Genomic DNA, 12,425 nt, shown 5'->3' with positions numbered 1-12,425 from the left:
ACGGCAATGCACTACCTGTCAGCTATACACTTCCGCCACTGCGGCGTGTTCGGGACTTTCACCCGTTAGTCCGATGCGCTGCCAAGCGCACAAAGATACAGGTTCATGGTTGGAACCTGTATCTTTTCTTTTGTAAAGTTTCAGCCTGTCTGACCTTTTCCTTTTTTTCGACCTGAATCTTCCTGACAAAGAAATAGATGATTGAATGCCCTCCGCCAAGGACTAGAAATAAATAGGGGATGCTTTGCTTGATATCCACATAATGGATCACAGCTAAAAATAAGAGAATGGATAGAAATCGCCCGCTGTTTAGGAATATTTCCCTGACAACGATATATTCAATTCTCATTTCTGCCGCCTTCCAACCGCTTCCGATCACATCATACGTCATCCCCATAAAAGGAACAAGCAGTAAAGGATAACCAATGGCAATCGATACGGCATAGATTAACAGCCTTCCGTATGTAACATCAAAGGCAATTAAGAAAAGGGATGCATAGAGCAAAATTCCCCCAGCCAAGACAGCTTTAAGTCGATGGTTTTTATTGAGGAACCTTGAAACAAGAAAATAAGCAACAAAGGAGACAGCTGAATTTAATAATCCGTAAGTTCCAAGGGCCATTTCTGTTCCAGTAGAAATGAAGACCATAACTGAAATCAAAAAGGCAAAAATCCCCTCACGAAGCCCTTGGCAAAAGGTGGCATTGGTCACCATACGCCAATTATGATTATGTTTTCGTTCGGTCACAATGCGAGTAAAAGAGAATTTCCCATGTGCAGGTCTGCGTTTTAAAAAAAAGCTTAAAAAGACTGCGAGGGAAAATAAGCCAAGGGATATGCCGAAAATCACGGAGTAGCCGGTAAATTTCTCTAATCTAGAAATGATATATCCTGCCGCAATTGGTCCAAGCATTCCGCCTACAGAAGTCAGGATCCCAAGAAAACCATTGAAAAAATCCCTTGTTTCCGGCTCCGTTATTTCAAAGGTCAAAACATTAAAGGCGAGCCAGTAAAAGCCATAGCCTATCCCTAACAAGGCACCAAGCAGCAGCAAATATTTTGCAGCTGAAGCACCTATTGCTAAAACCGTTAAATAAAAGAGAGCAAGGAAAATAACGCCTATTCTTAGAACCAAAACCCGATCAATCCTTTTTGCCCAGCGCCCGGCAAGAATAAAGGTGAGCGGCTGAACCGTCACAACGGCCAGATTGTAAAATCCAATATCCTTTAGGTCACCTGTCTGCTTCCAGAGGTATATATTTACAAAGGTATTGGATAGCGCCACACTTAAGGAATAGAGCCCGCCTACCAAGAGTAACAGTGTTAAATCTTTTGTCAGCTCTACTTCACCAAATAAATGCTTTTTAAATTTACTCATAAAAAAACTCCTCTTTATTTCTAAAGAGTAGTCTTTTACAAATCAGCTTATGTTATGCAAAAACGGCTTTGCATCATTTGACCAATACTTTTTCACGTAAATGATACGCCTTTTTCGGCGTATAGATACAATATGGTTCACTCTCCAAATAATCCCCTGTCAAGTTATAGGCACGTGAGCGGTTTCCGCCGCATACATAACGGAATTCGCAGATTCCACATTTTCCTTTTAGTAAATCAGGATTCTTTAATTTTTTAAATAACGGTGAATAGCGGTAAATAACCTTCAGCAATTCATCTTTTACATTTCCAGCTTTAATCGGCATGATCTGGCTTGGATACACATCACCGTTATGGCTAATATATAAGGTTCCATTGCCGTCATTCAGCCCCTGCGGATTATAGTTCAACAGTTGCTGAACCCCTGCAGGTCCTTCACGCAGAGCATTCTGATATTCCAAGCCATTATAATTGATATGCAGCTGCCGCATTTTATTTTGAATCACTACCCGCTGATAATGCTGCCCGTATATTGTTTTGACCTTAAAAGGTGCCTTCCTGCTGTAATCATAAAGCCATTGAAAAAAGAGTTCATGCTCACTCGCTGTCAAAGGAGTAATTTCCTGGTTTCCGGGAGTCGGCACCATCATGATAATATTCCAAAGCGCTACGCCAAGATCTTTCACGAGCTTTCCCATCTCTTCTATCCTATCGTAATTAATCTTGCTGACAACCGAATTGATCTCTGCGGACAGACCCATTTCCTTTATAAAGCGGAGCAAAGACAGGGTTAAGTCAAAGGTACCCGGAACTCCGCAAAGTGCATCATGTGAATGCCTATCAGGACCGTCAAGGGTAAATGCCCACCTGCTTACCCCGATGTCATGCGCTCTTTTTATAACATCGTTTGTTACATTATGAGTAGCGCTTGCAGCGATGACCACTTTTAATCCTTTATTCAATCCATACTGAACTAAATCAAAAAAATCTGTGCGTGTAAAGACATCTCCTCCGGTCAGGATAAGCAGCGGGTTATCGAGCTCTGTAATTTCATCCATCAGCCGCATCCCCTCTTCAAATGTCAAGTCATCCGGTTCTTTTTCAATCTGTGTTTTCAATTGACAATGCAAACATTTCAAGCTGCAGGCTCGTGTCATCTCCCAAATGACAACGAAAGGACTCTGGTGACGATTTACATTTATAATCTCTTTCTCCATAAGCCAACCTCCTCAGTTAACACAACACACCTTATAAAAAATGTATCATGTTTCCAATATAATGAAAGTTAGGTATATCACTATGGGGAAGGCTAATAAGTGAATTTTCCCCCACAAAAAAAACCAGCAAAGAGAGCTGCTGGTTTTTTATATTTATTCCTAATTTATTTAGCCGCTTCAAAACGTTTTGCCACTTCAGTCCAATTAATGACATTGAAAAAATTATTAATATATTCGGGACGGCGGTTTTGATATTTTAAATAGTAGGCGTGCTCCCAAACATCCAGACCAAGAATTGGCGTTTTCCCTTCCATTAACGGTGAATCCTGGTTTGCTGTGCTTGACAGCTCCAGTTCCCCATTATGAATCGAAAGCCATGCCCAGCCGGAGCCAAATCGGCCGGCAGCTGCTTTTGAAAATTCGTCTTTAAAGCTTTCAAAACTGCCAAATTTAGACTTGATAGCATCTCCTATGGCACCGGTGGGTTCACCGCCGGCATTTGGCGCTAAAATCTGCCAGAATAACGAGTGGTTGGCATGACCGCCCCCATTGTTGCGCACCGCCGTTCTTACTGCTTCCGGGACCGCATTTAGATTGGCAATCACTTCTTCTACTGTTTTCGAAAGAAGATCAGGATGTCCTTCCAATGCATTATTTAAATTCGTTACATACGTGTTATGGTGCTTAGTATGATGAATATTCATTGTCTCCTTATCAATATAAGGCTCCAGGGCATCATATGCGTAAGGTAATGGTGGTAATTCAAATGCCATAAAAAAATTCCTCCTGTAACTGTATTTTTGGTCGAAAAATGAACCATAAATGATAAACATTCATGGTACTTCTTAAATTTTTATGTTTGCAGACGAACATAAATAGTATGGCATATTCAACAAAAAAATATTCTAAAGACATTATTCTAATATCGTGTTTTTTTCGTATCATAAAAGAAAGGCGAAGGAATTTGAAAGTCGCTAAAAGTTCAATAATTTGTCATGAATCCGCAAATCTGCGCGGTGTCAGCGATATATGTCATATCTTAAATGGATTTATCACCAAAAAAAGGCAAAGCTATATTGACATGTTAACAATATTTGATTAAATCTTAAGTATAGGTACGAAAAAGGAGTGATCAAGCATGTCGAAAAATATGCAAGAATTACAAATTTCGTTATATAGTCTTTTAATACAATATTTTATTGATAAAGAACCGGTACAGAAAATTCCAATGGGCACCTATCTGTTTCAGGAAAAAGAAGAAGTAGAAAATATTTATTTGTTAGTCAACGGCAGCGTCTCCATCGGCAGATTTCACGTAAAAGGGAAAGAATTTATTATCAAAATTCTAGGCGGCGAAGAGTTGATTATGGAATATCAACTCTTTACGAAACACCCGACATACCATTTCTTTGCGAAAACGATGAATGATTGCGAAATGATCGTCATCAAGAAAAAACAATTTGAAGAATACGCAATGAGCGAGCCGGCTGTGCTCAGTGCCATAACAAGCTGGATCAGTACACGGTATGTAAAGGCGCAAATGAAATGCATGGATTTAATCATGAATGGAAAAAAAGGCGGACTCTATTCCATTCTTATCCGCCTCTGCAACAGTCATGGCATCATGACGGAAAACGGCATCGTCATTGATATTCCTTTGACCCACCAAGAACTGGCCAACCTAACCTTTGGTACAAGAGAAGTGATTCAAAGAATGCTGAAGGACCTGCGTGAAAAAGATGTAATCGATTATGATCAACAGCGCTTTACGGTTAAAAATCTGTCTTATTTAAGATGCGAAGTGGATTGCCAGCGGTGCAGCAGGGAAATCTGCGGCATAAACTAATTCTTTTTAAAAATCCATATAAGGGTCTCACATCTGTTAACGATAGCGAATCACAGCCTGTTATTATAGCAGGCTGTTTTTTTAAGGTTCTATTCCCTTTTGGACAGGCATATACATCGATATATCGTGTTCAGGAGGAAAGATTTATGAAGCGTTTAGTTATGATCATTGCTGCTGCAGTCATCCTGTATGCTATTTATTATGATATTAATTACGGCACCCTTCCTGCTACTTCTAATTTTGCCCCAGTGACCCGCAAAACGGACGATGTAACAACAGCAAAAAACAAGTCTCCCCTTCCCTATTATGAAAAAAAAGTATCGCCCGGAGACACGGTTCTGTCACTCGTCGAAGAGCAGCTGAATGACTCCATTCCCGTCCCTCTATCAAATGTGGTTTCCGATTTTAAAAAACTAAATAATGGCCTTTCACCTACAGAAATTCAGGCTGGGAAAATATATAAATTTCCAAAATATGAAAAAGAAATCTCTGCGGATCCGTCCTAGAAATACACCGTTTCACTCAACTTCCTTGTCAATTTTGTCTGTTCATTCTACAATAAGAAAGGTACTGCAAAAGAAATGGGTAAAAAATTAGAAGATTGATTTTCAATTAAAGGAGCGAATCACTTTTGAGTGAAATCATACATCGTACAAAAACCCGCCCCATTAAAGTAGGAAACTTAACTATTGGCGGTAATAATGAAATCGTTATTCAAAGTATGACAACCACCAAAACACATGATGTGGAGGCAACGGTTGCACAAATTAAAAGACTTGAAGAAGCCGGATGTCAGCTGGTTCGTGTGGCATGTCCTGATGAGCGCGCCGCAAATGCGATCTCCGACATTAAGAAGCGGATTAACATCCCGCTTGTCGTGGATATCCACTTCGACTATAAATTAGCTTTAAAAGCCATTGAAGGCGGAGCAGATAAAATTCGCATCAACCCGGGCAATATCGGAAAACGGGAAAAAGTGGAGGCTGTTGTTAAAGCAGCAAAGATGCGCGGCATTCCCATTCGGATTGGGGTCAATGCCGGATCACTAGAAAAAAGAATCCTCGATAAATACGGTTACCCGACAGCAGATGGGATGGTCGAAAGTGCCCTCCACCATATTAAAATTCTCGAGGACCTCGACTTTCATGATATTATCGTCTCCATGAAGGCGTCTGATGTGCCGCTTGCGATTGAGGCCTACGAAAAAGCTGCTCAAGCCTTTGATTACCCGCTTCATTTAGGTATAACCGAGTCCGGTACGTTATTTGCCGGTACGATAAAAAGTGCAGCAGGACTAGGTGCCATTTTGAGCAAGGGCATTGGAAATACGATGCGTATTTCATTAAGTGCTGATCCGGTTGAGGAGATTAAGGTGGCACGTGAGTTGTTAAAAGTGTTCGGTCTCACTTCTAATGCTGCAACGCTTGTATCCTGCCCGACATGCGGCAGAATTGAAATTGACTTAATCAGTATCGCCAATGAAGTAGAAGAATATATCCAAAAGATTAAAGCACCAATTAAAGTAGCGGTTCTCGGCTGCGCTGTAAATGGACCGGGAGAAGCCCGAGAAGCCGATATCGGCATTGCCGGGGCAAGAGGTGAAGGTCTGTTATTCCGTAAAGGAGAAATTGTCCGCAAAGTTCCGGAATCCGTGATGGTTGAGGAGTTAAAAAAAGAAATCGACCAAGTGGCCGCAGAATACTTTGCCAAACAGAAAGCAGAAAATCAAAAAGCTTGATGAGAAAAGCGTAAGGCCCGAGGTCCTTACGCTTTTCTTTGCTACCCTCTTGTATTGATTACTTCCCAGTTAATATTAAAAAAACGGGAGAATAAATAAACCAAGCACCAAGGAGATAGCCCCTATTGTAATCGCCCATGTACCGGATGATGCTCCGCGTCTTCTGGCAACAAAGCCTAGAATAATGCCTGCTACCCCACACAAGACCGGGAAAACAAACAACGAAATAATCGAAAGAGCCAGCGCGGCAAGACCAATGCCTGTACCGCTTCCAACTTCTGATTCATTGTCTGAAGCATCCCTGCTTCGTAATGTTAAAGGTTCAGCAAGTTCAGCTGAGGTTTCTTCTTGATAGCCGCCCGTTCCAAAATAATCTTCTTCAAACGATCGGCTCTCTTTTTGTAGATCCTGTTGTTCTTTTTCCAGGTCTGCCATCATGATCCCTCGCTTTCTTTTTGCATGCATCGCCCGATAAACTAACGAGACGGCTAAGCAAATGGAATGCTGCCCGATCAGGCTAATCATCCATTTTGATTTAGCAATCTTAGTGTGTGCTGATTTCGCGTCTTTCAACATGGCAATTTTTTGCTGAGAAGTGATGGATAACCATTTATACAAGCGCAATTTTGAACTCTCAATCATATTCATTGCAGATACATGCAGATTTGGATAAACTATTTTCAAGACAACTAACAGAAACTGACGAAGGTGAAGAGGATGAAAACACGCTTTGGAATTGATATCGACGGGACAGTAACATGCCCGACCGCGATTCTGCCTTATATCAATAAAGCATTTGGTTTAAATATCACATTGGATGATGTGATACAATACGAATTAGATCCGTTAGTGGATATTACGAAGGAAGAATTTGCCCAGTGGTACTTGCAAAACGAGCAAACGATCTACGCCGAATCTCCGCTTGCAGAGGGGGCAAAAAATGTCTTAAAATCATGGGAAAATAAATATGAATTGTATTTTATCAGTGCGCGTGATCCTTATTTACTCCCTTTAACCAAGGATTGGTTTTTGCAACAAGAATTACGCTTTGACCATATTCATTTACTCGGCTCACATAACAAGATTGCTGCTGCAAAGCAATTCAATGTCGATGTTTTCTTTGAAGATAAGCACGATAATGCCGTCATGATTCACAAAGAATGCGGCATCCCTGTTGTTCTTTTTGATACACCCTATAATCGCGAACCCATACCCAATGGTGTGATTCGTGTGCAAAATTGGGAAGAAGCAGCAGAATGGATTGATCATTGGTTCGATACAGCAAAAGCTCTGCAGGGTTAAACTGCAGAGCTCTTTTTTACCCGATGATTATTCTGCTGCGACTGTGGCACACTCGGGACAATGACCATAAATTTCAAATTTATGTCCGGATATATCATAGCCCTGTAAACTATCGTTCAGTTCTTCCATCGGGCAGGTCTCAATTTCCTTCGTTTTGCCGCAGCTAAGACAAATAAAATGATGGTGATGCTGAGCATGCGCGCATGTTAAACGGAAATGCTTTTCCCCTGATAACTCAGTCATCTCAACAATCCCCAACTCGACAAAAAGGGATAAATTGCGATAAATGGTATCAAAACTTAAGCCCGGATACTGATCCTTCAAATGATCCAATACATCCTTGGCCGTTAAATATTTATTGTGAGCGGAGAAAAGCTTGAGCAAATCCTCCCGTTTATCCGTATGCTTGAAGCCCTTCTCCTTTAACAACTGCATAGCCTTATCTACATTCATATTTACTCACCCCATTTGACAGCTTTTTTGTGCCTTCCTTTTTTATACAATATGGAGAAAATTAAGATCATCACGGCAATGATGACAATGGTTCCCCCCGGAGCCAAATCGAGGTAAAAAGAAAGCATTAAGCCGCCGATAACAGCGATTTCTCCAAAGATAATCGAATATAGGATCGTCTGTTTAAAGCCATGAGCCACTCTGATGGCAGCCGCAACCGGCAGTGTCATAAGCGAGGATACAAGGAGGATCCCCACTATTCTCATCGATGCTGCGATCACTAACGCCACCATGATGATGAAAATTAAATGCAGGCTTTTCACTGGCAGTCCGGAAGCTTTCGCATGCTCTTCATCAAAGGAAATTAAAAACAGCTCTTTAAAAAGAAGCATAATCATTCCGATAACGAAAACACTAATCAACAATATAACCCATAAATCAGTCCTGCTGACAGCCGATACACTGCCGAATAAATAACTGAACAAATCCGTATTAAAACCGTCTGCTAATGAAATAAAAATCACGCTTAATCCGATTCCTCCAGAAAGAATAATAGGAATCGCTAATTCTTGATAATGCTTATAAACCGTCCGCAGCTTTTCAATAAACAGCGATCCTGCCACGGAAAATGCCATTCCCATATAGATCGGATTTAACGAACCGGCAGCAAGAAACTTTTTCTCTAACAACAGGCTGGCCGCAATTCCCGCCAGCGTCACATGACTAAGGGCATCGGCAATCAATGATAATCTGCGGACAACCACAAATACTCCGAGAAGCGGGGCAATAATGCCGATAATCAACCCTGTTAAAAAGGCATTTTGTAAAAATTCATATTCCAGGATACTAGTAATCATTTCACATTCCCCCCAGACCCAGGAACATGATGGTGCAGGTGATCATGCTCATGCGTTAGCAACTGAAGATCATAGCCATAAAATGAAGACATCCCGCTTTGATTTAATTCTTCAAATTCCCTTATATTCCCGTGAAAATAAAGATGTTTATTCAAACAAGCTACATGGGTCACTTTATTCGTAATGGTGCCAATATCATGCGTCACTAACACTAAAGTAATCCCGATACTCTTATTTAACTCGCCAAGCATCTCATAAAAAGAGCGTACATTTCCAGCATCCACCCCCACTGTCGGTTCATCTAAAATTAAGAGCTGCGGGTCGCTGACAAGGGCTCTGGCAATAAACACTCTTTGCTGCTGCCCGCCGGAGAGTTCTCCGATATTTCTTTTTAGAAATGGAAGCATTCCAACGGATTCAATGGATGCAAGCACCTTTTCCTGATCCTCTTGCTTCATTTTATGAAATAAACCAATTTTTTTCGTTAAGCCGCTTCTTACCACTTCATAGACGGTAGCGGGAAATCCTGTATTAAATGAATTAGCCTTTTGCGAAACATAACCAATTTTCTCCCACTCTTTAAAGCGGTTAATTTCCTCGCCAAAAAGCTTAATTTCACCTTTTTGTTTTTTTAATAATCCAAGAATAAGCTTTAATAATGTTGATTTTCCGGAACCATTTGGTCCGACAATTCCGAGAAAGCTTCCTTTTTCAATCCGGAGATTGATGTCTTCAAGGACATACTCGTGTTCATAGCGGTAAGAAAGGTTTTGTATCTCTATTGATAGCGGTTCATTATCCATATGCATCACCTTTTATTTCGTAATCAATCCGATTTAGTAGTATACAGGAATAATGGAAAAAAGTAAAGCGTAGCACCTTTATGAGGCTATGCGTCACTTTTCCCGATTATCCTTCATATGATATAGGGAGGTGGGTAGCATGAAAATTTTCGAGAGTATTATTAATCATAAGGTCAGTACGATGACAGCAGATGAATTATTAAAATATGCAAACCAGTTTCAAATCGCTATATCAAGGCAAGAGGCCGAGCAAATTGCGAATTATTTGCGGGGAAAACAGGTCAATATCTTTAATGAAGGGGAACGAAAACTATTAATTAAGGAAATAGCGAAAACAGCCGGGGTGGATACAGCCAAACAGGTCAATCAGCTTTTCTTACTTTTTACAAAATAAAAAAACTCAGACACCACTCAGCAAAAGCTTTGCGGTGTCTGAGAAATGAATTTTAGCTTCAGCCTTCCATTACGTCAGCCAATAGTTTTTCATTAAAGGTTTTGTTGCGCAGCATGAGAATTTCATGCTTATAGGGCGGTTTTTTATTCTCTTTATCTTCACCGACATAAGGAGTTTCCAATATTTTTGGTACATCTTGTAACTGCGGATGATGGACGATATAATTTAAGGCACTAAAACCAATATGCCCGAAGCCGATATTTTCGTGGCGGTCTTTTCGTGCACCCTGGGCATTTTTACTGTCATTGATATGCAGCACTTTTAAGCGTTCAACCCCGACAATCTTGTCAAAGTCATTCAGAACACCGTCAAAATCTTCAACAATCGGATAACCGGCATCATGGGTATGACAGGTATCAAAGCAAACAGACAGTTTTTCATTATGAGTAACTCCGTCCATAATCATTGCCAGCTCCTCGAATGTTCTGCCGCATTCCGACCCTTTGCCGGCCATGGTTTCAAGGGCGATCTGCAGCTGCTCCTTACCGGTTAACACTTCATTTAGCCCCTCGATAATCTTTTTAATCCCGACTTCAGTACCCTCTTTCACATGTGCTCCCGGATGAAGCACAATCTGGCGGGCACCAATTGCTTCTGTCCGTTCGATTTCAGTGCGTAAAAAGTTTACTCCTAATTCAAATGTAGCCGGATTCACGGCATTGCCAATGTTTATAATATACGGGGCATGGACGATGATTTCATCAATCCCATTCTCCTCCATATGCTTTCTTCCGGCTTCGATATTTAAATCCTCAATTTTTTTTCTTCTCGTATTTTGCGGGGCTCCCGTATAGATCATAAATGTATTAGCGCCGTAAGACACCGCTTCTTCACTTGCTGCAAGCAGCATTTTTTTCCCGCTCATCGAAACATGTGAACCTATTTTAAGCATCGACATCTCCTCTCACTCCCCTTACTTTTTCCGTTGTAATCTTTTTTGCCGCTTTTTAAATTCTTCTGTTTCATGCTGCAGTTTCTTTTTATAACCAGGCTTTACCTTTTTCGGTTTTTGAAACAAAGATTTTGCTTTTAAATCGATTTCATCCGCCTGCCGCTGCCTTTTTTTCCTTCTATTCCGGTCCTCAAGCTCAACCCATTCATCCTGTTGAAAATCAGCATTTTTGAATTCAATGCCCATTTTTTCGAGGCGGATTAATGCATCTTCATCACTATCTCCATAAATCGTAAGGGCAATTCCTGACGTACCGGCACGAGCCGTTCTGCCGACACGGTGAATATAAAAATCCAAATCCGTCGGCAGTTCGTAATTGATAACATGACTGATTCCCTGAATATCGATGCCGCGCGCGGCAAGATCAGTGGCGACAATATATTGATACTCCAAATCAAGGATTTGTTTCATCATTTTCTTTCGTTCACGAGGCGCGAGATCGCCATGAATTCTTCCAACCTTCATTCCCTTAGCCATAAGACCGTCTGCGATCTCATCTGCCATTTTCTTTGTGTTAGCAAAGACTATGGCTAAATACGGATTAAAATGAAGCAAGGCATGGTGAACAAGGTTGAGCTTGTTCCGGTGGCGTGATGGCAGCAAATAGTGCTCAATATTGGCTGCCGTCGCCTGCTTCGGCGCAATATGAATATATTTCGGATTTTCCATGTATTTTTTTAAGAAAGGCTTCAGTTTTTCCGGAATTGTCGCGGAAAAGACAAGCATTTGCAGCTGCTTTGGCAGTCTGGACGCTATTCGGTCGACATCCTCCAAAAAGCCCATATCCAGCATCAAATCAGCTTCATCGACAATCAGCGTCTCGGCTGTGTGGACGAAGAGAGCCTGTTCTTTCACTAAGTCATGAATACGGAAGGGTGTACCGACAACGATCTGCGGCTGGCTTTTTAACTTTTCGATGGACTTTTGTTTATCCGTACCGCCGATAAATAAGCGGGCGGTGATTTCTTGTCCTGCCGCTGCATGCCCTGCAATCTTCAGAACTTCATGGTAGATTTGTGAAGCAAGTTCTCTTGTCGGTGCAGTAATAATAACTTGTACCTCTTTGCGGTTCGGATCAATTTTATGCATCGATGGCAGCAAATAGGAATGAGTTTTTCCTGTTCCAGTCTGTGACTGCCCAATCACACTCTCCCCTTTTAAAGCGGAAGGAATAATCCGTTCCTGTATTTCAGTCGGTTCATAAAAGCCTAAGTCTTTCACAGCTTCTATAATAAATGGTTTCAGATTAAAACCGGTAAATTTTGTTTCGCTCATATGGTATTTAACTCCTTTATTTTCAAGCCTCTTACATTCATTATGGCCAAATACTTGTCAATACAGCCTTTTTTGCCCATCTTATTATAATCAATAAATGTTAGAATCACCAGTAAATCCTTTGCTGGATTCCGTTTATAAATGTTTTACT

14 protein-coding genes are annotated in these 12,425 nt (G+C 41.0%); 5 read left to right on the top strand and 9 right to left on the bottom strand.

What is annotated here, in order from left to right:
- Positions 1-103 precede the first annotated feature (103 nt).
- The 3 genes from HNR53_RS12965 to HNR53_RS12955 form a co-directional block, all read right to left on the bottom strand.
- Positions 104-1,378, bottom strand: a complete 1,275-nt coding sequence (locus HNR53_RS12965) for an MFS transporter (RefSeq protein ID WP_184526574.1) — start codon at positions 1,376-1,378, stop codon at positions 104-106.
- A 73-nt stretch (positions 1,379-1,451) separates the two neighbouring features.
- The gene (locus HNR53_RS12960; RefSeq protein WP_184526572.1) at positions 1,452-2,594 is read right to left on the bottom strand and encodes a TIGR04053 family radical SAM/SPASM domain-containing protein; all 1,143 of its coding nucleotides are present in this window, start codon (positions 2,592-2,594) and stop codon (positions 1,452-1,454) included.
- A 164-nt stretch (positions 2,595-2,758) separates the two neighbouring features.
- Positions 2,759-3,367, bottom strand: a complete 609-nt coding sequence (locus tag HNR53_RS12955) for a superoxide dismutase (RefSeq protein WP_184526570.1) — start codon at positions 3,365-3,367, stop codon at positions 2,759-2,761.
- A gap of 365 nt (positions 3,368-3,732) precedes the next feature.
- On the opposite strand from HNR53_RS12955, the gene HNR53_RS12950 reads away from it, so the two are divergent.
- The 3 genes from HNR53_RS12950 (at position 3,733) to ispG (ending at position 6,178) form a co-directional block, all read left to right on the top strand.
- On the top strand, positions 3,733-4,440 hold the full coding sequence (locus tag HNR53_RS12950; protein WP_246439562.1) for a Crp/Fnr family transcriptional regulator: 708 nt from the start codon (positions 3,733-3,735) through the stop codon (positions 4,438-4,440).
- Positions 4,441-4,586: 146 nt separating this feature from the next.
- The gene (locus HNR53_RS12945) at positions 4,587-4,946 is read left to right on the top strand and encodes a hypothetical protein (RefSeq protein WP_184526568.1); all 360 of its coding nucleotides are present in this window, start codon (positions 4,587-4,589) and stop codon (positions 4,944-4,946) included.
- 134 nt (positions 4,947-5,080) lie between these two features.
- A complete protein-coding gene (ispG, locus tag HNR53_RS12940) occupies positions 5,081-6,178 on the top strand; it encodes a flavodoxin-dependent (E)-4-hydroxy-3-methylbut-2-enyl-diphosphate synthase (RefSeq protein WP_184526617.1) in 1,098 nt (365 codons plus the stop codon).
- 75 nt (positions 6,179-6,253) lie between these two features.
- On the opposite strand, the gene HNR53_RS12935 is transcribed toward ispG, so the two are convergent.
- Positions 6,254-6,613 carry a DUF4190 domain-containing protein gene (locus HNR53_RS12935; RefSeq protein ID WP_184526614.1) on the bottom strand — a complete coding sequence of 120 codons (360 nt, stop codon included), beginning with the start codon at positions 6,611-6,613 and terminating at the stop codon, positions 6,254-6,256.
- A gap of 282 nt (positions 6,614-6,895) precedes the next feature.
- On the opposite strand from HNR53_RS12935, the gene HNR53_RS12930 reads away from it, so the two are divergent.
- Positions 6,896-7,480, top strand: coding sequence for a 5' nucleotidase, NT5C type (locus HNR53_RS12930; RefSeq protein WP_184526566.1), 585 nt, complete (start codon positions 6,896-6,898; stop codon positions 7,478-7,480).
- 27 nt (positions 7,481-7,507) lie between these two features.
- Here HNR53_RS12930 and HNR53_RS12925 read toward each other — a convergent pair whose 3' ends face one another.
- The 3 genes from HNR53_RS12925 to HNR53_RS12915 are packed head-to-tail and all read right to left on the bottom strand — an operon-like array spanning position 7,508 to position 9,593.
- Complete coding sequence (locus HNR53_RS12925; protein WP_184526564.1) at positions 7,508-7,933, bottom strand: Fur family transcriptional regulator; 426 nt, start codon at positions 7,931-7,933, stop codon at positions 7,508-7,510.
- Positions 7,934-7,935: 2 nt separating this feature from the next.
- Positions 7,936-8,790, bottom strand: a complete 855-nt coding sequence (locus tag HNR53_RS12920) for a metal ABC transporter permease (RefSeq protein ID WP_184526563.1) — start codon at positions 8,788-8,790, stop codon at positions 7,936-7,938.
- Positions 8,787-9,593, bottom strand: coding sequence for a metal ABC transporter ATP-binding protein (locus HNR53_RS12915; RefSeq protein WP_184526561.1), 807 nt, complete (start codon positions 9,591-9,593; stop codon positions 8,787-8,789). Before HNR53_RS12915 ends, HNR53_RS12920 begins: the two co-directional genes overlap by 4 nt.
- A 139-nt stretch (positions 9,594-9,732) precedes the next feature.
- Here HNR53_RS12915 and HNR53_RS12910 point away from each other — a divergent pair, with 139 nt between their 5' ends.
- A complete protein-coding gene (locus tag HNR53_RS12910) occupies positions 9,733-9,987 on the top strand; it encodes a DUF2624 domain-containing protein (RefSeq protein ID WP_184526559.1) in 255 nt (84 codons plus the stop codon).
- 58 nt (positions 9,988-10,045) lie between these two features.
- Here the strand turns inward: HNR53_RS12910 and HNR53_RS12905 are convergent, their stop codons facing one another.
- Positions 10,046-10,939 (bottom strand): deoxyribonuclease IV, encoded by an 894-nt coding sequence (locus HNR53_RS12905; RefSeq protein WP_184526612.1) that lies wholly within the window; start codon positions 10,937-10,939, stop codon positions 10,046-10,048.
- Positions 10,940-10,960: 21 nt separating this feature from the next.
- Positions 10,961-12,274, bottom strand: a complete 1,314-nt coding sequence (locus tag HNR53_RS12900; protein WP_184526557.1) for a DEAD/DEAH box helicase — start codon at positions 12,272-12,274, stop codon at positions 10,961-10,963.
- Positions 12,275-12,425 lie beyond the last annotated feature (151 nt).

The organism is Bacillus benzoevorans, from assembly GCF_014207535.1.
Lineage (GTDB): Bacteria > Bacillota > Bacilli > Bacillales > Cytobacillaceae > Bacillus_BD > Bacillus_BD benzoevorans.
The sequence above is the reverse complement of the archived record's forward strand: the minus strand, read 5'-3'. Positions and strand labels throughout refer to the sequence as shown.